Annotated in this window: 16 protein-coding genes; 1 reads left to right on the top strand and 15 read right to left on the bottom strand. The window is 62.9% G+C overall.

The features are described 5' to 3' along the window. Positions 1-7: 7 nt before the first annotated feature. Positions 8-319 (top strand): DUF6916 family protein, encoded by a 312-nt coding sequence (locus NE357_RS00755; RefSeq protein WP_169428320.1) that lies wholly within the window; start codon positions 8-10, stop codon positions 317-319. Between the two features lie 10 nt (positions 320-329). On the opposite strand, the gene NE357_RS00750 is transcribed toward NE357_RS00755, so the two are convergent. The 15 genes from NE357_RS00750 to NE357_RS00680 form a co-directional block, all read right to left on the bottom strand. After that, a complete protein-coding gene (locus tag NE357_RS00750; RefSeq protein WP_169428319.1) occupies positions 330-824 on the bottom strand; it encodes a GNAT family N-acetyltransferase in 495 nt (164 codons plus the stop codon). 11 nt (positions 825-835) lie between these two features. Then, entirely contained in the window at positions 836-2,932 is a 2,097-nt protein-coding gene (locus NE357_RS00745) for an HlyD family efflux transporter periplasmic adaptor subunit (RefSeq protein WP_169428318.1), read from the bottom strand. Then, a complete protein-coding gene (locus NE357_RS00740) occupies positions 2,933-4,252 on the bottom strand; it encodes an efflux RND transporter periplasmic adaptor subunit (RefSeq protein ID WP_169428317.1) in 1,320 nt (439 codons plus the stop codon). Beyond that, entirely contained in the window at positions 4,249-5,028 is a 780-nt protein-coding gene (locus NE357_RS00735; RefSeq protein ID WP_169428316.1) for an efflux RND transporter periplasmic adaptor subunit, read from the bottom strand. Before NE357_RS00735 ends, NE357_RS00740 begins: the two co-directional genes overlap by 4 nt. Before the next feature lie 83 nt (positions 5,029-5,111). Continuing rightward, the gene (locus tag NE357_RS00730) at positions 5,112-6,563 is read right to left on the bottom strand and encodes an efflux transporter outer membrane subunit (protein ID WP_169428315.1); all 1,452 of its coding nucleotides are present in this window, start codon (positions 6,561-6,563) and stop codon (positions 5,112-5,114) included. Continuing rightward, positions 6,560-7,630: an HlyD family secretion protein gene (locus tag NE357_RS00725; protein ID WP_169428314.1), complete on the bottom strand. Its 1,071-nt coding sequence runs from the start codon at positions 7,628-7,630 to the stop codon at positions 6,560-6,562. The genes NE357_RS00730 and NE357_RS00725 overlap by 4 nt, the downstream gene beginning before the upstream one ends. Positions 7,631-7,648: 18 nt before the next feature. Next, positions 7,649-9,184, bottom strand: a complete 1,536-nt coding sequence (locus NE357_RS00720; RefSeq protein WP_169428313.1) for an MFS transporter — start codon at positions 9,182-9,184, stop codon at positions 7,649-7,651. 102 nt (positions 9,185-9,286) lie between these two features. After that, complete coding sequence (locus NE357_RS00715) at positions 9,287-10,204, bottom strand: LysR family transcriptional regulator (protein ID WP_127796543.1); 918 nt, start codon at positions 10,202-10,204, stop codon at positions 9,287-9,289. 175 nt (positions 10,205-10,379) lie between these two features. Then, on the bottom strand, positions 10,380-11,246 hold the full coding sequence (locus tag NE357_RS00710) for an ABC transporter permease (RefSeq protein WP_169428312.1): 867 nt from the start codon (positions 11,244-11,246) through the stop codon (positions 10,380-10,382). Between the two features lie 20 nt (positions 11,247-11,266). Beyond that, a complete protein-coding gene (locus NE357_RS00705; RefSeq protein WP_007957720.1) occupies positions 11,267-12,127 on the bottom strand; it encodes an ABC transporter ATP-binding protein in 861 nt (286 codons plus the stop codon). Positions 12,128-12,132: 5 nt separating this feature from the next. Further along, positions 12,133-13,158 carry an ABC transporter substrate-binding protein gene (locus tag NE357_RS00700; protein ID WP_007957722.1) on the bottom strand — a complete coding sequence of 342 codons (1,026 nt, stop codon included), beginning with the start codon at positions 13,156-13,158 and terminating at the stop codon, positions 12,133-12,135. 18 nt (positions 13,159-13,176) lie between these two features. Continuing rightward, on the bottom strand, positions 13,177-14,073 hold the full coding sequence (locus NE357_RS00695) for a TauD/TfdA dioxygenase family protein (protein WP_085613330.1): 897 nt from the start codon (positions 14,071-14,073) through the stop codon (positions 13,177-13,179). A gap of 371 nt (positions 14,074-14,444) precedes the next feature. Continuing rightward, a complete protein-coding gene (locus NE357_RS00690) occupies positions 14,445-15,812 on the bottom strand; it encodes an HlyD family type I secretion periplasmic adaptor subunit (RefSeq protein ID WP_169428311.1) in 1,368 nt (455 codons plus the stop codon). Further along, a complete protein-coding gene (locus NE357_RS00685) occupies positions 15,802-17,958 on the bottom strand; it encodes a type I secretion system permease/ATPase (protein WP_169428310.1) in 2,157 nt (718 codons plus the stop codon). Before NE357_RS00685 ends, NE357_RS00690 begins: the two co-directional genes overlap by 11 nt. Positions 17,959-17,992: 34 nt before the next feature. After that, positions 17,993-19,345 (bottom strand): TolC family outer membrane protein, encoded by a 1,353-nt coding sequence (locus tag NE357_RS00680; RefSeq protein ID WP_169428309.1) that lies wholly within the window; start codon positions 19,343-19,345, stop codon positions 17,993-17,995. Positions 19,346-19,626: the final 281 nt, after the last annotated feature.

The raw sequence follows: 19,626 nt of genomic DNA, 5'->3' as shown, positions 1-19,626 counted from the left end.
TCAAACCATGCTGCAATCGGTTCAGATCGAACACCTCCAGCCGTTGCTGGGGCAACAACGCACACTGCACCTGCCGGATGGCACGGCGCTGCCAATTCAACTCGCCCACCTTGAAGCAGCCCCGTCGGCGAAAATGCGCCACAGCGAACGCATGCCCTTCTGCCTCGAATTCAACAGCCTGGAGCCGACCGAGTTTGTCGACGGCCTGTGCGCACTGGAGCTGCCGGCGTTCGGCCGGGTGGAAGATATTTTCGTGTCACGAGTGCCGGCGATGGGGCGGGATCCACAGTTGGGCTACTTCTGTATTTCCTTCAATTGATTTTCAAGGCTCACTGCGGATACCACACCAGCCGCTCCGCCGCCGGATTGCGCTCTTCCACCGCAAACCCCAGCGCCAGGTATTGCTGGCGCGCATGGGGATTGTTGGCCCAGACCACCGTCGCCACCGGGCAACGCACTTGCTGCGCGGCCTTCTGCACACCTTGCAGCACCGCACGACCGTAACCCTTGCCCCGGGCCTGAGGGATGAAGGCGATGTACAACACGCGGATTTCGTTGGGGCCGAAATCCGTGCTCAGTGCACCGATGGCCGTGCCGAGTTTTTCCACGACGTAGTGCATGGCATTGGGATGGTTCTCGCCCACGCCCTGTTCCTGCACCTGAAATTGCTGCGCGACCACTTGCTGCACCACGTCCTGCTCGCCGTCGATCCATTGCAGATCCGGGCGAGCGGATTGATAGAGACTTTGCAGAAAAGGCCCGTCGGTGGCCCGCGAGGGTCGCACCACCAGGCCGTCTGCCGACACTGCTGCGTTGTCCGCCATATTCACGCTCCCTAGAAACCGCTTTCCCTGACCCCCAGCGCCGCCAGCCGACGCCAGGCTACGCCGAGCACCGATTCGCCGCTGCCCTGCAACACCACCACGCCGCGCAACGGCTGTACCGGCGCAGGTGGCTGATCCAGCGTAGTCAATCGCGCGCCGTATTGCGCCTGCACCGGTTCCGCCCGTTGCTGTTGATCGCGGCGTACGGCAATCGGCCCGTGATGGTCGGACGTCAGCGCTTCCTGATCGACATAGGCCACGCCATTGGTATCGATTTCATCGAGCTTCACGGTAATCGCCGGGTGCATCGGGTCATCGGCGATAAACCGCCCGGTGGCCCCCGGTTTGACCCGCCACAACTCGGCCTCGGCCACATAACCACGCAGGCGCGAACCGTCCTCGACCACTCGCGCCAGTGCATCCTTGCTCGACAGCCAGCGGCCCGGTGTCAGGTTCGGTAGCAAATCACGCACGGTGCCGGCATGGGGCGCACGCAGCAGCAGGCGTTCGCGGCGAGCGCTCAAGCCACGGTATTGCGCCACGGCTTCGGCGAGGCGTTGCCCGACGATGCCGGCGTCGGCAGCCGTTTCGCTGCGACCGGCCTGACGGCGCATCAGCAACTGCTGAATCTGGATTTCCCGGCGGACGATGGCCTGTCGCGAGTCGAGATCCGGCGACTCCAGTTCGATCAGCACGTCGCCCTGAGCGACCTTCTGGCCGTCCGCAACCTTCACCGTTTTGACCCGCGCCGCCACCGGCGCATGCAGCGCACTGGCTCGACCGCCCTCGAGCATCGTCGGCAGTTCGACCGCGCTGCGCCACGGCACGATCAGCACCAGCAACAAGCCCAGCACTGCCAGGCTGCTGAGCAGCACCCGCGGGCCGTGAGCCTGTTCGCGGCGACTCCACCACTGGCGCCACTCACTCATGATCGGCAAAAAGATGAACCACACCAGTTCCACCAGCATCAGGAAGATCCCCAACACCTTGAAGAACAGGTGATAGACCGCCAGCGCGATCCCGAAAAACAACGCCGCACGCCATAACCACGAACCGTACCCCCAGATCAGCAAACGCCGCTGCATCGCCGGCGACCAAGGCTCCGGCGCCGGTGCGCCATAGCCGAACAAGAACTCACGCAGGCGCCAGCGGCAGAAGGCAAAGGCCCGGCCCTGAAGGTTGTCGACCTCCCACAAATCGCTGAGCAGAAAGTAGCCATCGAAACGCATGAACGGATTGAGATTGACCACCAGCGTGGTGATCCAGGTCGCACTGGCAAGCATGAACGCCGCCGTGCGCGCCGGGCCGTCCGGCAGCAATGACCAGACCAGCAACGCGATGCAGGCCAGCAGCAATTCCGCCAGCACCCCGCCGGCACCGATCAGCAGCCGCGCACGTCGGTCATTGACCCGCCAGGCATCGCTGACATCGGTGTAGAACATCGGCAGCAAGACCATGAACGCCACGCCCATGCTCTGCACCCGACACCCGGCGCGCTTGGCCATGAACGCGTGGCCGAATTCATGACAGAGTTTGGCGAAAAACAGCGAGATGCCGAACGCGATCGCGCCGCCGAGGCTGAACAGGTGCGGAAAGGTGCCGACAAATCGCTGCCAGTCCCGCGAGACCAGAAACACCCCGAGCCCAAGGGTCGCCGGAAAGCCGTAGCGCAAAATCCTTGGCCCGAATCGCTGCAGCCACGGCCACGCCCGATTGAGAAACGCGTCCGGGCGCCACAGTGGAATGCGGAAAAACAGGTATTGATGCAGCAGGATTTTCCACAGGCTCTGGCGTTGCGCGAGGGCCTTGAGCTGGTAACTGGCGCGTTGCTGATCGTCGAGGGCGCTGATCAGGTCATGCCCGCGCAGAAACGTCAGCAGTTGCTCCAGCTCGACGCCGTCCAGCGGCAAGCCTGGTTCACGGTTGGCGGCGCGCAGCACCTGCTCGGGATCACCGAGTGACCAGTGGCGTAACAGGCGCATTGCCGCCGTGCCGAGTTTGAAATAGCGCCCGCGCACCGGGTCGGCCAGGGTCCAGCGCGGCGAGCCGTCCAGCGCCGGCGCCGCGGGCGACAGTTGCAGGTCGGCACGCAGGCTCGGCAGGTTCATTTACAGGCCCACGCTCTGACGCAAACCGGCCAGTGGGCGGCGCAGCAGATACAGCGCCAGCGGCGCGCGATCACCGAAGATCTTCGCCGTGCCGCGCAGGCCGATACGCGGCGGTGCGTCGGTAAAATTCGCATCCAGCCGATAGGCCAGTTGGCCACCAGCGGTGGGCTGGGCTTCATAGGCCGAACGCTCGAGTCGGGCGACGTGGCGTTGCAAGGGATCGCTGTCGAGGAACAACGCAATATCGGCGCCCGGCTCCAGCGAAATCGCATCGCCTACTGCCAGTTCGATGCGCAGTTCGGCCTGGCTCGGGTCGGCGATTTCCATCAGTCGCTCGCCGGTCTGCACCGGTTTTCCGGTCCAGCGCTCGGCGTCGGCGAATACCGCAATGCCGTCGCGCTCGGCGCGCACTTCGCTGCGGTTGAGCAGTTCCCGGGCGTAGTCCCGTTCGGCGCGTTTCTGCTCGACCCGGGCGGCCAGCAGATCCACCCGTGAGCTGGACTCGGCGTCGGCGAATGCACGTTGGGAATTGGCTTTGAGTTCGGCTTCGGCCACACCGAGCGCACGCTCGGCGACATCGGCCTGGGCCTTGAGCGTAGTGCTTTCGAAGCGCAGCAGCAGATCACCGGTTTTCACGTTCTGATTGGGTTTGACCAGAAACTCGGCAATCACCCCGTCCAGCGGCGCCGCCACCACTCGCCCACCCAAGGGCACCACTTCGGCCGGGGCCAGCACCGACTGGCGCACCGGGATCAACAAGCCAAGCAACAACACCGCGACCAGTGCCACCTGACGTTTACGCGTCCAGCGCAGCCGCCACGGCTTGCGCGGTTGCAACGCCAGCCAGGCGTGACTGTAGGTGTCGCCCAGTTGCGACAGCAGCACTTGTTCGGAAGGGTTCCACGGCAGATCACGGGCCAGCCACAAACCGCCGAACACCTGACCCTCGCGGTCGATCAGCGGCAGCCAGAACACCTGCAGCGCCGATAGGCTGCGCCAGTCGCTCTGGATTGACTCGCTGACCATCTCGGGCGTGATCACCCGCGCCTGTTTCAGCACATCCTGCTTGAACAACTGCGCCACCGCCTGCTCGACGAACGCCACGAACGGCGCATTCGGCTCCACCGCGCTGACACCCGTCACCGCCTGCACCTTGCCGGCGATCAGCAGGGCCGCATGGCGATAACCGAACAGCGGCTGCCCGTCATTGACCAGGCTGTAGGCCAGTTGCGACGCATCGCGGGCGGCGCGGGTCTGCCGTTCGAGATCGAGAAACCGCGCGAACACCTGTTCGGCACCGCCGCTCACCGGGGCGTTCACTTAAGCTCCGGGAAACGCGCAGTGCCGCTCATGCCGGCGAGCAGGCCTTTGGCTTCAGGAAGTGTGGCGACCAGCAACAGGGTCTGACTGCCTTCATCGATCCGTGCGCCAAGGCGTTTTACCGTCGCACCGATCGGCTGGCCGGTTTCATCGGGAACGAAACTGAAGGTCTGACCGGGCTTGAGCTTCGCCATCCAGCGCGAGGGCACCAGCAAATGGATTTCCAGGGTGCGGTTGTCCACCACATCAAGCAATGGCGCCCCGGCCGGCACGCTTTCGTAGCGTTGCACCTTGCGCTCGACCACTTGCCCGTCGAACGGCGCCACCACGCTGCAGCGTTTGACCTGAACTTGATAAACCTGAGATTGCGCCTGAGTCTCGCTGACCTTGGCCTCGGCCCGGGCCACTTCAAAACGCCCGACGGAATTGAGCGCCGCCAGTTGCCGGTTGTGCGCCAGCTCTTCACCGGCGCCACGGCTGGCGGCTTGCGCGGCATTCAACTGGGCCTGATAGGCCGAACAGTCGAACTTCGCCAGGGTATCGCCCTTCTTGAACGACTCGCCCTCGCTGAACGGCAACTCGACAATCCGTCCCGACAACTCGCTGGCCAGCGTCGCCTGATCCCGCGCCCGCAACACACCGCGCGCTTCACTGCTGGCCGACGCATTCGCCGCCCCGCCGTTATCCAGCAGCGGATCGTCTGGCGCGGGCGTTTGAGCCTGAACTGCACACGTTACAAAGGTCAATCCGACAACCCAACCACGAAAACGCCGCATAACCGTTACTCCCTGACGGATGCTCGGAGTCTACGACAGCGGCGATTAGCGTCAAGCGAAAGGCCATCATTCGGGTGGGAGAATCAACGCTGCGCCATCTCCCCCACCGGATACACCGACTCCCATCCCCCGCCCAACGCCCGGTACAACCCGACCATCGCCAGTGAAACGCCGGTGGAGCTTTCCACCCATTGCTCCTGGGTGGCGAGCAGTGCGCCTTGCACGGTGAGGACGTTGACGAAGTCGACCACGCCTTCGACGTATTGCTGTTGCGCGGTGCGCAGGGCGATCTGGTTCTGGCGCACGGCTTCGGCGAGGCTGTCACGGCGGCGCTGGCTGGCGTTGTAGGCGGTCAGCTGGTCGTCGATTTCGTGCCAGGCACGCAGGACGGTCTGTTGATAACCGATCGCCGCTTCCTGCTGCTGGGCTTCGCGCAGTTGCAGCATGCCGCGCAAGCGGCCACCGTCGAACAGCGGCAGGCTGAATTGCGGGCCGATGCCGAAGGCCCGTGAGCCCCAGGAACCGAAATCACTGAGCTGCATGGCTTGCGAACCGAGATTGCCGGACAGGGTGATGCGCGGATAGAAATCGCCCTTGGCCACGCCAATGTTGGCGGTGGCGGCATGCAGACGGGCTTCGGCCTGGCGGATGTCCGGGCGGCGTTCGGCCAGTTGCGACGGCAGACCGATGGCGACGGTCAGCGGCGACTGCGGCACCGGCGCATCTGTGGATAACGCTTTGGTCAGAGCCTGCGGAGGCTCGCCCATCAACAGGCTGATGGCATTGATCAGTTGCGCCTGACGTTGCTCCAGCGCCGGCAGCCGCGATTCGATGGCCGCCACTTGCGCGGCCGCTTCGGCGACGTCGAGGTCGGTGGCCACGCCGTCGTTCAACCGCAGTTGCGAGAGCTTCAGGCTGTGCCGCGCCACGTCGAGGTTCTGCTCGGTGACGGCGCGGGTGTTCTGCACGCCGCGCAACTGAATGTAGTTCTGCGCGGTGTCCGCGAGTACCGCCAGCAGCACGCCGCGACGGTCGTTTTCCGCGACTTCGAGGTTGGCATCGGCGGCTTCGGTCTCCCGGCGCACACGGCCCCAGAAGTCCAGTTCCCAAGAGGCGGAGAAACCGGCGTCCCACAGGTTGAAGGCGGAATCGCCGTTGTGCCCGGACGGGTCGCTCAGGCCTTCGCCGCTGTTGCGTTTGCGGGCGTAGCTGCCGGTGGCGGCGGTCGTTGGATAACGGTCGGCGGTGATTACCTGACGAGCGGCGCGACTTTGTTGCAGGCGGCTGCTGGCCAGTTGCAGGTCAAGGTTGCTGCGCAAGGCGCGCTGGGTCAGGGCCGAGAGCTGCGCGTCGTTGAAGACTTCCCACCAGCGCTCGTTCAAGGGTTCGCTGACGGCCTGGCTGACGGCGGTTTTTGACGGTTTGGCCCACTCGGCAATCCGGGTGGCTTCGGGTTTCTGGAAGTCCGGGCCGACGGTGCACGCCGCCAACGCCGACAGACTCAGGACCACTGTCATGGACTGAACGCGCTTCATCGCTGCGTCACCTCACGCACCGACGTCGCCGAGCTTTGGGTATCAATGCTCGCCTCCACCGACATGCCCACGCGCAGGCGCTCGGCCGATGGCTGGCCCGGATCCAGCAAAACTTTCACCGGAATCCGCTGCACGACTTTGGTGAAGTTGCCGGTGGCGTTGTCCGGTTTGACCGCCGCGAAAGTCACGCCGGTGGCCGGGGCGATGCTCTCGACGCGGCCGGTGAGGGCTTCGCCGCCGAGGCTGTCGACCCGCACGACAACGTCCTGCCCCGGCTGCACGTCGGTGAGCTGGGTTTCCTGGAAGTTGGCGACCACATAGGCCTGCTTCAGCGGCACCACCGCCAGCAGTTTGCTGCCCGGCGTCACATAGGCGCCGACCCGCACGGCGCGCTCGCCGATCATGCCGTCCTGGGGCGCGGTGATGCGTGTGTAGGACAGCTCGAAACTGGCGATTTCCAGCGCAGCCTGAGCGTGCTTCAAACGGCCTTCGGCGGCATCGCGCTGCGCCGTGAGGATTTCCACCTGCTTGCGTTCCGCTGCCAGTTTCGCGGTGGCCGTGTCCAGCCGCGCAGAGGCCTGATCGATCCGGGTGCGCGCCTGTTGCGCGTTCTGCACGGTGCCGGCGCCAACGCCCGCGAGATGGTTGTAGCGGTTCAATTCCTGCTGGGCGAAAGCCATTTCAGCCTTGGCCGAAACCACCGACGCCTGCGCCTGTGCGATCACCGAGGTCTGGCGCTCCAGCGTGGCTTTGGCGTTCTGCAATTGAGCGCGGGCCACCAGGGTTTGCGCGTCGGCGGCCTCGGCGGCGGCGCGCAGGTCGCGGTCATCGATCAGCGCCAGCAACTGCCCGGCCTTGACCTGCTGGTTGTCCTCCACCAGCACCTCTTTGATGAACCCGGCCACACGCGGCACCACCAGGGTGAAGTCGGCAGAGACGAAGGCGTCGTTGGTGTTCTGCTGAGTGCGCTTGCCGAACAGGCCGGGCATCGCCAGATACACCAGCACGCCGACCGCCAGCGCAGCGGCCACAGCCACCGCGAGTTTTTGCTTTGCTTGAGTCGTCATAAGAACCTTCTATTTCAATCAGGTCGGCGCACGCGGCGGAAAGATCCGCGTCGGCAGCCAGAAAATCAGCAGGATCAGCGCCACTGCGACGCCGGCCATGCACAGGTAAAGATCCGAAGAAGTCAGCACCACCGCCTGTTCATGCAGGCGATGGGCGAGGCCGGGGTCGTTGCTCGCGGCCAGCGGCGAGTTGCCGAGGCGATCGACCAGCATCGTCGAGTGAAAATGCAGGCGCGAAGTGGTCAGCGCTTCGATCACGCCGGTGGCGACCACCGCCGCCAGGCCTTTCACGGTGTTGAACCACGCCGAGGCGAACGGCCCGTCCTGCGGCTGGATGCTGCCGGTCGACAGCATCAGCAACGGCAGCACCGCCATCGGCTGGCCGAAAATCTGCAGCCATTGCAGGACGTAGAAATCGTCGCGAATCCACTCAGAGGTCAGCTGCGAGCCGCCCAGGCACGACAGCGTCAACATGCTCAAACCGATCCCGAGCACCCAGCGGCAATCGACCCAGCGCAGGTTGCACAGCGCTGCCACCAGCGGCAGCGCGATCAACTGCGGCAACGCCGCGATCAGCATGATCGGCGCAGTCTGTACCGGCCGGTAACCCTGCACCTGAGCCAGATAACTCGATGGAATCAGCACCACTGCCTGCAGCACCACCAGCACCCCGGCCAAGGTCATCAGCGCGAACGACAGGTTGCGAATGCCGAGCATCTGCAACTTGAAAAACGGAATCGGCTGCGACCACTCATTGATCAGAAACGCCACCAGCAACAACGAACCGGCGCCGAGCAAAGCGCAGATCAGGTTCGACTCGAACCAGTCCAGGCGATTGCCCTGCAACAGGCCGATCACCAGCATGCAGATCGCCGGAAAGCCCAGCAGCAAACCTTTCCAGTTGAACGACTTGAGGCGCTCCAGGCGCAGCGGATCCTGTGGAATGCCCCAGGCAACCATCGCCATGGCAATCAGGCACGGCACGATGATTTGCCAGAACGTCCACTGCCAGCCGACGTATTCGGTCCACAACCCCGCCAGCGGCGTGCCGAGACCGGGGCCGAACGTCGCGGTCAGGGCGTAACCGGCGAGGCCGTAAAGCTTGATGTTGGCCGGCAGGAATCGCAGCGCAACGGTCATCAGCATCGGCGGCAGCGCGCCGCCGGCCAGGCCTTGCAGGATGCGCATCAGCAGCAGGCTTTCGTAGTTCGGGGCGAACGGGCAGAGCACCCCGAGCAACGTGAACACGCCGATGGCGCACAGGGTGAAGCGACGCAGGGAAAAGGTCACCGAGCACCACGGCGCAAACGCCATGGCCGCCACCGAGGTCGCGGTGTAACTCGCGACCAGCCAGGTGCCTTCGTCGTAGCCGATGCTCAGGGCGCCGCGAATGTCGGCCAGGGCGACCTTGGTCACCATCTCGTTGAGACCCGACACCAGCACCGCCAGCAGCACGCCGACCAGACCGATGATGATCCGCGCCCCGAACACCGGTGGCGCGGCGGCCATCGGAGCGGCAGCGGCGATCGGCGCCGTGACCGTCAGGGATGTCATGCAAGCAAACTCCGGAGGGAAAAATACCGGAGCATCTTAGTAAGGCTTACGGCTGACGAAAATTGACTTGTCGGCAGCTTATAGTTGCACCAGACGCAATCGTCAGGGCTGCGCCGCCAGCCAGGTTTCGTCGCAGCAGGTCTTGAGGGTTTCACGCAGCCAGCGGTGGGCCGGATCCTTGTCGAAACGCGGGTGCCAGGCCTGGGTCAGCATCAGGGTCGGCAACGGAATCGGCAGGTCGAACGAACGCAGTTTCAAGCCCAGCCGCCGCACGCTGAGCAGCGCTTCCTTGGGCACCGGCAGGATAAGATCGGAGTCCGGCAGGGCGAACATCGCCGCATGAAAACTCGGCGCGATCACCGCGACTCGCCGCTCCAGCCCCAGGGCATTCAAAGCGGTGTCGATGGGTCCACGGGCGATGCCCCGGCGGGACATGCTGATGTGGGAAAACCCGGCGTAACGTTCGGCGGTGATCTCGCCATCCAGCAGCGGATGGTCCTCGCGCACCAGACCGACGAAATGGGTGGAAAACAGGTTCTGTACTTTGACTTCCGGGGTCACCGGTCGTGTGTTGCTGACACTCAGGTCGATGCGCCCTTCGCGCAGCGCTTCATCGTCGCCATCCCCTTCGGGAACGAAACGCAACTCACAGTGCGGCGCCAGTTGATCGAGGGTGTCGAACAGCTTGCCGCCGTACACGCCAACGAAAAAATCGTTGGCGCGAATGCTGAAGCGCCGGCGCAACGTGCCCAATTCCACGGCATCGGCCGAGCGAAACAGCAGCGCCGCCTGCTCGACCACATCCCGAACCTGCTCGCGCAGCTCCAGCGCCTTGGGCGTCGGCACCAAACCGCGGCCGGCACGCACCAGGATCGGATCGCCAATGGCTTCGCGGATCCGCGTCAGCGTGCGGCTCATGGCCGCCGAACTGAGGTTCATCCGCCGCGCGGCGCCGACCACGCTGCCCTCGTCGAGCAAGGCGTCGAGGGCGACCAACAGGTTCATGTCCGGGAGTTGCATGCTGAGCACTCGTGACTGATCAGGATTGATCTGGGTGCAATGCTAGCAAACATACTTGAAGTCGGTGGCGCATGAACCGACGTCTTCGCGAGCAAGCCCGCTCCCACAGGGGAAATGCATTTCAAATGTGGGAGCGGGCTTGCTCGTGAAAGGGCCAGCCGCTTCCGCACACATCTCAGCGCTGCATTCCCCAGCGCTTCACCGTCACCCGCTCCAGTGTGTCGAACACCAGGTTCTCCACCAGCAAACCGATGAGGATCACCACTGCCAGACCGGCAAACACCTTGTCGGTGTACAGCTCGTTGCGGTTCTGAAAGATGTACCAGCCCAGACCACCCTTGCCGCTGGTGGCGCCGAACACCAGTTCGGCGGCGATCAGGGTACGCCAGGCGAAGGCCCAGCCGATTTTCAGCCCGGCCAGAATCGACGGCAGCGCTGCCGGAATCAGGATGAACAGCACGAAGCGCATGCCCTTCAGACCGTAATTACGCCCGGCCATGCGCAGGGTTTCCGAGACACCGAGAAACCCGGCATACGTGTTCAGCGCCAGCGCCCACAGCACCGAATGCACCAGCACGAAAATCAGGCTGTTCTGACCCAGCCCGAACCACAACAAGGCGAGCGGCAGCAGCGCAATCGCCGGCAGCGGGTTGAACATCGAGGTCAGGGTGCTCAGCAAGTCGCGACCAACCTGAGTCGAGACCGCCAGCGTGGTCAGGGCGAAGGCCAGGACGATGCCGATCAGGTAACCCTTGAGCAGCACCACCAGCGAGATCCAGACCTTGCCCAGCAGTTCGCCGCTGAGCAGGCCGTCATACAGCGCATGACTGGTCTGCAAAAAGCTCGGCAGCAGCAGATCGTTGTTCTGCACCCGGGCCACCACCTCCCAGAGCACGGCGAGCAAAACCAGGATCACGCTTTTGCGCAACCAGCCCTGCTGCCACAGGCGCTGACCCAGCGGCAGTTCGCGCTCCACCGGAACGCTGGTCAGCGGTTGCAGATCGTTTTCGAAAGCTTGACGTACGGATGATGAATGGCTCATCGGGCAATCCTCCAGGCGGCTCAATAAGCGATGCGGATATCAGTGAAATCCAGTTCGCGCTCGGTTTCCGGCGACTGCCCTTCATCGAACAGCAAACGGTGAATGCGTCGCGCCGATTCCTGAAACGCCACGCCACCGAGGCTGTGCAGATCGTATTGATGGCTGTGCACTTCCGCCCTCACCCGGCCCGGGTGCGGCGACAACAGCAGGATGCGATTGCCCACCACCAGCGCTTCTTCAATCGAGTGCGTCACGAACAACAAAGTGAAACGCACTTCCTCCCAGAGCAGCAGCAATTCCTCCTGCATCTTGCGCCGGGTCAGGGCGTCCAGCGCGGCAAACGGTTCGTCCATCAGCAGGATTTTCGGCTGCATCGCCAGCGCCCGGGCAATCGCCACCCGCGCCTTCATGCCGCCGGACAGGGTGTGCGGATAGGCATCGGCGAACGCCGCCAGACCGACCTTTTCCAGATAGTGCAGCGCACGCTCTTCGGCTTCCTTTTTCTTCAACGTGCGTGAAGCCAACAGCGGAAACATCACGTTCTGTTTGACGGTTTTCCACGGTGGCAGTTGATCGAACTCTTGAAACACCACAATCCGGTCCGGCCCCGGCGCGTCGACCCGCTGGCCCTGCAGACGGATCTCGCCCTCGCACGGCGCTATGAACCCGGCGACGGCTTTGAGCAAGGTGGATTTACCGCAGCCGGACGGGCCGAGCAGCACGAAGCGATCCTGTTGATCGACTTCGAAACTGACCTGGTGGGTGGCCCGCACGACGCGCTGCGGCGTACGGTATTCGAGGCTGACCTGATCGACCGCCAGCAGCGCTTGCGCGGTGGCGATCGGGTTGCTGGCCGCGTGGCCTTGCAAAGGGGCGTTCATGTCGATCAGCTCCCTTGCAGCGGTTTGGCGTCCTGGAAGAAGTAGTCCTTCCACGATTCGGGTTTGTTCTTGATCGCGCCGACGCGGTAGAGGAATTCGGCGAGCGGGTAGGTGTTTTTCGGCGTGACGCTGAATTCGAACTGCGGGTTGTCGATGATTTTCAGCAACGCGGCGCGGTCGATCTTGGCCTTGGTCACGCGGATGTAAGTGTCCGCCGCCGCGCCCTTATCGTTCTGCGCAAATTGCGCGGCTTCGGTCAGGGCTTCGACGAACGCCTTGTAAGTCTTCGGGTTCTCATTGCGGAATTTCTCGGTGGCGAACAACACGGTCGGCGAGTTCGGGCCGAGCACGTCATAGGAGTTGAGCACCACGTGCACGTTCGGATTTTCCAGCGCCTGATCCTGGAACGGCGGGTTGGAGAAATGCCCGGTCAGCTCGGTGCCGCCGGCAATCAGCGCAGCAGTGGCGTCCGGGTGCGGGACGGCGATGGTGTATTTGTCGAGGCGATTGAATTCCTTGTCGCCCCACTGCTTGGCCGCCGCGTATTGCAGGAAACGCGACTGCACCGAAACGCCCACCGCCGGCACCGCGATGCGGTCCTTCTCGGTGAAATCGGCGATGGTTTTGACCTTGGGATTGTTGCTGACGAGGTAGTACGGGAAGTTGCCCAGCGAGGCTACGGCTTTGACGTTCTGCTTGCCGTGGGTGCGATCCCAGATCGTCAGCAGCGGCCCGACGCCGGCGCCGGCAATGTCGATGGAACCGGAGAGCAGCGCATCGTTGACGGCTGCGCCACCGGACAGCTGGGTCCAGTCGACCTTGATGTCGAGCCCTTCCTGCTTGCCGTACTTCTCGATCAGTCCCTGATCACGCACCACGTTGAGCAATAAATAGACAATGCCGAACTGTTCGGCGATGCGGATTTCACCTTCGGCGTGGGCCACGGTCGGCGCCACCAGGCTGCCGGCGATCAGGCTGAAACCGAGGCCGATGGCCGCCGCCAGCGGTGCGAATGGAAGACGTTTGGACATGATCGGATCTCCGGCAAATCAGAAAGGCGCGTCGCCCTGGATGGTGGTGCGATACAGCTTGCGGCGCAGGTGCGCAGGGCAACCGGCGGCAAGGTGGATCAGCGAGCGGTTGTCCCAGAACACCAGATCGTGGGGCTGCCATTGATGGCGATAGATGTTCTGCGGCAGCACGCTGTGGGCGTAGAGCTCGTCGAGCAGTTGCTTGCTCTCGTCTTCCGGCAGGCCGACGATGCGGGTGGTGAAGCCCTCGCTGACGAACAACGCCTTGCGACCGTTTTCCGGGTGGGTGCGGACCACTGGGTGCACGACCTCGGCGACCTGGGCCAGTTGCTCCGGGGTCAGGGTCGGGCGCCAGTTGCCTTCGAATTTGGTTTCGCTGTAACGCGCCGTGTAGGAATGCGCAGCCGAGCGGCCTTCGACGGCTTTGCGCAGCGCGTCGGGCAGGCTGTCCCAGGCTTTGTGCATGTCGGCGAACAGGGTGTCGCCGCCTTCGGATGGCAGCTCCTGGGCATGCAGCATCGAGCCGAGGCTCGGCAGCTCCTTATAGGAAAGGTCCGAGTGCCAGAATTTGCCGGCATCACCGAGGCCGATGTTCTGGCCGTTCTCGACGATGTTGGAGACGATGAGAATTTCCGGGTGATTGGCCAGCAGGAACTGCTTGAGCACATGGATCTGCAACACGCCGAAACGACGGCTGAAGTCGATCTGTTGTTGCGGGGTGATGCGCTGGTCGCGAAACACCACGACGTGATGATCGAGGTGCGCACGGTGAATGCGGGCGAAGTCCTCATCGTTGACCGGACGGGTCAGATCGAGGCCGATGATTTCGGCGCCGACGGCACCGCTGAACGGGCGGATCTCGAAGGTTTGCGGCGCGACAGTCGCGGCGCTTGGGGTAGCAGTAGCTGCGGACATCAATCAATCTCCCACGCACGGCGCGCTCAAGGGCGCGCGCGTCGATCAGAAACTCACGCTGGATTGCGTGTGGGTTCGTGTCGTGCGGCGCGCCGATTGGTCGGCAGGTACGCAGGAGGCTGACTTTATAGCTATAAGAATTGGAAATTAAATACCGTTAACGAATAACGATATGGCGATTGCTTCGGAATGGACTGGATGGTGAGTGACCATTTGTGTCACTTCTGGACGGAATTTGTTGTTTTGACTGACGCCTTCGCGGGCAAGCCCGCTCCCACAGAGTTCTTTGGTGAGCACACAATCGTGTTCTAACCGAGATTCCTAGTGGGAGCGGGCTCGCTCGCGAAGAGGCCTGAAAGGCCAATAAAGATCTAGCGCTCGTGCAACGCCTCGGCCCGCGCGCGGATGATCGGCTTGAGCAGATAGCTCAACACGGTCTTCTTGCCGGTGATGATGTCCACCGACGCCACCATCCCCGGGATGATCAGCAACGGCTTCTCGTCGGTGCCCAGATGGCTGCGCTCGGTGCGCAGCTTGATGACGTAATAGGTGGTTTTCTTGTCTTCGTCGGTGATGGTGTCGGCGCCGATCTGCTCAAGCTTCGCCTTCAAACCGCCGTAGATGGTGTAGTCATACGCGGTGAATTTCACCGTGGCTTCCTGGCCCGGATGCAGGAACGCGATGTCCTGCGGGCGGATCTTCGCTTCGACCAGCAGCGTGTCGTCCAACGGCACGATTTCCAACAGGTCGCTGCCCGGCTGGATCACGCCGCCGATGGTGTTGACCAGCATCTTGTTGACGATGCCCCGCACCGGCGAGGTGACGAGCGTACGGCTGACCCGGTCTTCGAGCGCCTTGCCGGTGGCCTGGGCCTTGTTCAGATCGGTGCGCGCCTCGTTGAGCTGGGTCAGGGCTTCGCTGCGGAATTTGCCGCGCGTTTCGTCGATCTTGCGCTGCACTTCCTTGATCGCCGATTCGGCACGCGGGATCGCCAGAGTGGTGGCGTCGAGCTGACCACGGGTTTCCACTTCGGCACGCTTGAGTCGCAGCACTTCCACCGGCGACACCGCGCCCTGGGCCACCAGCGGCTCGGACATGTTGATTTCCTGGCGTTGCAGGCCGAGTTGCTGGCGGTACTGCGCCTGCTTCGAGGTGAACTCGCGCAGCTCTTGCTGACGCTGGATCAACTGTTCCTGCAAGCCACCGACCTCATCGTGCAGTTGCTGGCGACGGCTGATGTACAACGATTCTTCGCTCTTTGCCTGACCCGGCACGGCTTTGAGCACATCCTCGGGGAAATTCAGCGGCCGGTCATCGACCTCGGCGCTCAGGCGCTCGACCCGCAGCAGCATCGACAGGCGATCAGCCTCGGTTTCACCGACGTTGGAGGCAAAACGCGTGTCATCCAGCCGCACCAGCGGCGCGCCGGCCTCGACGATCTGGCCTTCCTTGACGAACAGCTCGGAGACGATCCCGCCCTCGAGGTTCTGGATTTTCTGGACCTTCGACGACGGAATCGCCTTGCCGTCGCCCTTGGTCACTTCGTCGATGACGGCGAAATTGGCCCACAGCATCAGGAACACGAAGAAACCGATGATCGCCCAGATCGTGAGCCGCACCACGCGCGGCGCATCCTCGATCAAGGCCTTGTTGACCTCTGGCAGCGGCTGGCCTTGCAGCGATGCCGAGCCCTTGAAGTAGCGGCGGATCGAATCCTTGAAACCCGACTTAAGCAACACTGATCTGCCCCTTCTTCAACGCTTCCATCACGGCGGCTTTCGGGCCATCGGCGAGAATCTGTCCACGGTCGACCACCAGCAGGCGGTCGACCAGCGACAGCAGTGATGCCCGGTGCGTCACCAGCACCACGGTCTTGTTTTCCACCACCGCCGCGAGGCGCTGCTTGAGGCGCTCTTCGCCGGTGTTGTCCATGGCGCTGGTCGGTTCGTCGAGCAGCAGGATCGGCGGGTTGAGCAACAGCGCCCGGGCCAGGGCGACGTTCTGGCGCTGGCCGCCGGACAGGTTCTGCCCGCGCTCACCGACTTGCAGTTCATAACCCTGTGGGTGCAGGCGGGCGAATTCATGGACGCCAGCCAGTTCGGCGGCTTGCAGCACAAGCTCATCCTCGACGTAACGGGCACCGGAAATCAGGTTGTCGCGCAGAGTGCCGGCCAGCAGCTGGATGTCCTGCGGCACGTAGCCGATGTTGTAGCGCAGCTCGCTGACGTCGATCTGGCGAATGTCGACGCCGTCCACCAGCAACGCGCCGTCGTCCGGCTGATACAGGCCGACCAGCAATTTCGCCAGCGAACTCTTGCCCGAGCCGCTGCGGCCGATGATGCCGATTTTCTCGCCGGGACGGATCACCAGGTTGATGTTCTTCAGCGCCGGGTTCTGTTGATCCGGGTAGGTGAAGTTGAGCTGACGGCATTCGATCGCACCTTGCAGCACCTTGCGGCTCAGCGGGCGCTCTTCGAAATTGCGCTCTTGCGGCAGCTCCATCATCTGGTCGACCGAGGTCATGGTCACCCGCGCCTGCTGGTAACGGGTCAGCAGACCGGACAGCGACGCCAGCGGGCTGAGGGCGCGGCCACTGAGCATGTAGCAGGCGATCAGGCCGCCCATGCTCAGGTTGCCGGCGATGATCTGGTACACGCCGAAGACGATCATGATCACCCCGGCCAGCTGCTGGATCAGCAGGGTGATGTTCATCGCCAGACCGGAGAGCATTTTCACCCGCAGCTCGAGGCGGCTGAGGGTGCCGATGGTCTGTTCCCACTGGTACTGGCGCTCGCTTTCGGCGTTGTTGACCTTCACCGCGTCGAGGCCGGCGAGGGTTTCGATCAGGCTCGACTGACGCTCGGCACCCAGCGCCATGGTGCGTTCCATGGTGGCCACCAGCGGCTTCTGCAAGGCGTAGCCGATCAACAGTGCAATCGGGAAGGCCAGCACTGGAATCCACACCAGATGCCCGCCGAGAATGGCGATGACGATGAAAATCAGGATAGTGAACGGCAGGTCGATCAGGCTGGTCAGGGTCAGCGAGGCGAGGAAGTCGCGCAGGCTCTGGAACTCATGAATGTTCTGGGCAAAGCTGCCGACCCGCGCCGGCCGGTATTTCATGGCCATGCCGACGATGCGTTCGAACAGCGTGGCGGAAATGATCAGGTCGGTTTTCTTGCCGGCCAGATCCAGGCACAGGCTGCGCAGGCTCTTGAGGATCAGGTCGAACAGATAGGCGCCGGTGATGCCCAGCGCGAGCACCCACAGGGTCGCTTCGGCCTGGTTCGGCACCACGCGGTCGTAGACGTTCATCACGAACAGCGGCGCAGCCATGGCGATGATGTTGATCAGGAAACTGGCGGCGATGGCGTCGGCGTACAGCCAGCGCGAACGCTTGAGGGTGTCGCGGAACCACGAGCGTGCACGCGGGATCAGCGTGCCGTGGTTGACGTCGAATTTGTGCTGGGGTTGGGCGAAGAACACTTTGCCGAGGTAGTCGTCGGCCAGCAGCTCACGGTTGACGAGGGACTCGCCGCCATCGGTTTCGCTGAGCAACACCCGGGCATCGTTCTCCCCCTGCCAGCCGAGCAGAACGGCACTGCGGCCATCCTTGAGCAACAATAACGCCGGCATCGCGATGGCCGGAATTTCTTCCAGCTTGCGTTGCAGCACCCGCCCCTGCAGCCCGGCGCGCGCCGCCGCACGGGGCAGCAGCTCGACACTCAGGCGTTGCTTGGGCAGCGGCAGACCGGTGGTCAGCATCGCCGCGCTGGCGGGTTTCTGGTGCAGCATGCAAAGAGCGAGCAGACCATCCAGTAACGGATCGTCGTGCATCGCGCGTGGATCATGACTGAGATGAACTCGACTGACTTCTGATTCCACGCTCGACACTCTTTAACAGTTGAAAAGGGACAACTCAATTCATATCGGGCAGTTGAACCTTGGGCTTCACGTCGTTCTGCACAACGGATGCCAATGGTGCGACCACTCCCTGGCTCTTGAGCAATTCGCCCATGGTCGCCTTGATTCGGTATTGAGTAAATAACTGAATGTTCTTGATCTCGGCCAGACGACGCGAAGCGGTAAACAGTTCGTTTTCACTGTCGAGCAAATCCAGCAGGGTTCGTTCGCCCAGACTGAACTGACGCTGGTACGCGGTACGCACCGAGGTGCTGTGATCGACGTACTGCTGGGCGATCGGCACTTGGGCATTGGCGTTATTCAGGGCGTTCCAGGCCAGGCCCAGTTCCTCGTTCAACTGACGCAGGGCGTTGTTGCGGATGTCCAGCGCCTGGTTCGACAGATAGGACTTGGATTCCAGGTCAGCCTTGTTGCTGCCGCCGGAGTACAGGTTGAAGCGCATGCGCAGCATCGCCTGCCATTCATTGTTGTGACCGTTCTGGCCATCGAGGTCGTTGTCGGCGGTGCGGCCCAGCTCGGCGTCGAAACGCGGGTAGAAGGTCGACTTGGCGGTTTCGTACTGCTTTTCGGCCGCGGCGATGTCGGACTCGGCCGAACGCAGGATCGGGCTGTTTTCCAGCATCTGCGTGCGGGCTTCATTCAGGTTGGCCGGCATCATCGCCATGAACGGCGCAGGACGCTCCAGTTGATCGGGCATCTGGCCGACGGCGCTGAGGAAGTTGGTTTCCGAGTCGGCGAGGTTGGTCTGCTCGGTGATCAGGTTGTTGCGGGCCTGGGCCATCCGCGCTTCGGCCTGGTCGAGGTCAGCACCGCTGCCGACGCCGCGCTGGGTGCGCAACTGGATCTGATCGTAGATGCGCTGGTGGCTCTTGAGGTTTTCCTCGGCCAGACGCACGAATTCGCGGCGGGTCAGTACATCCAGATAAACCTGGGCCACGGTCAGCGCAGTGCGCTCGGAGGTCCCGAGCAAGGCATAGGCGCGGGAGTTGACGGTGGCTTGTTGACGCCCTACCTCGCTGGACGTCGCGAAACCGTCAAAAACCATTTGCGAGAGACGTAAACTTGACTCGCTGCGGTTCAGGGTTTCCCAGTGATTACCGCCGCCGTTGGCGCGGGTGGTGACGCTGTCGGTGCCTTCACGGCCATAACCGCCGAGCAGGTCGACCTTGGGCAGGTATCCACCTTTGGCAGCCTTTAACTGATAATCCGCAGCCAAACGACTATTGACCCCCGCCTGGATTTCCGGATGGACATCCAGTGCCTGTTGCATGGCTTCGGGCAGGGTTTGTGCTTGTGCAAAAGACGCGGCGAGAGCGAAAGGCAATGCCTTGAACAGGTGCGAACGCATGGTAAGGATTTCCCAGAACTTCTTGTCGTGAATCACAGCAATTAAGGGTGCTGCGTCGGATGATGGCAACCGGAATGACCGTATGTCGGAAAGTTTAAAACCGGAACTGGATCACATGCTCAAGGGCAAGTCGCCGCGTAAATATCAATGTGACATTAGTGGGGCGATTGTTTAGGATGGCATCCATAAGGTCAATAGTTTGGCATAAAGTTAATAGCGAAAGATTCCAGCCAAAATATTGACGCAGATCAGCGTCAAACTTGTTCCACCCTTTTTAAAAA

This window comes from Pseudomonas sp. G7(2022), from assembly GCF_052660475.1.
This window is presented reverse-complemented; position numbering and strand designations above follow the sequence as displayed.

Bases quoted from the DNA above. Each gene is read 5' to 3' on its own strand.
- NE357_RS00755 (WP_169428320.1), top strand. From the start codon at position 8: ATGCTGCAATCGGTTCAGATCGAACACCTCCAGCCGTTGCTGGGGCAA.
- NE357_RS00750 (WP_169428319.1), bottom strand. From the start codon at position 824: ATGGCGGACAACGCAGCAGTGTCGGCAGACGGCCTGGTGGTGCGACCC.
- NE357_RS00745 (WP_169428318.1), bottom strand. From the start codon at position 2,932: ATGAACCTGCCGAGCCTGCGTGCCGACCTGCAACTGTCGCCCGCGGCG.
- NE357_RS00735 (WP_169428316.1), bottom strand. From the start codon at position 5,028: ATGCGGCGTTTTCGTGGTTGGGTTGTCGGATTGACCTTTGTAACGTGT.
- NE357_RS00730 (WP_169428315.1), bottom strand. From the start codon at position 6,563: ATGAAGCGCGTTCAGTCCATGACAGTGGTCCTGAGTCTGTCGGCGTTG.
- NE357_RS00725 (WP_169428314.1), bottom strand. From the start codon at position 7,630: ATGACGACTCAAGCAAAGCAAAAACTCGCGGTGGCTGTGGCCGCTGCG.
- NE357_RS00720 (WP_169428313.1), bottom strand. From the start codon at position 9,184: ATGACATCCCTGACGGTCACGGCGCCGATCGCCGCTGCCGCTCCGATG.
- NE357_RS00715 (WP_127796543.1), bottom strand. From the start codon at position 10,204: ATGCAACTCCCGGACATGAACCTGTTGGTCGCCCTCGACGCCTTGCTC.
- NE357_RS00710 (WP_169428312.1), bottom strand. From the start codon at position 11,246: ATGAGCCATTCATCATCCGTACGTCAAGCTTTCGAAAACGATCTGCAA.
- NE357_RS00705 (WP_007957720.1), bottom strand. From the start codon at position 12,127: ATGAACGCCCCTTTGCAAGGCCACGCGGCCAGCAACCCGATCGCCACC.
- NE357_RS00700 (WP_007957722.1), bottom strand. From the start codon at position 13,158: ATGTCCAAACGTCTTCCATTCGCACCGCTGGCGGCGGCCATCGGCCTC.
- NE357_RS00695 (WP_085613330.1), bottom strand. From the start codon at position 14,073: ATGTCCGCAGCTACTGCTACCCCAAGCGCCGCGACTGTCGCGCCGCAA.
- NE357_RS00680 (WP_169428309.1), bottom strand. From the start codon at position 19,345: ATGCGTTCGCACCTGTTCAAGGCATTGCCTTTCGCTCTCGCCGCGTCT.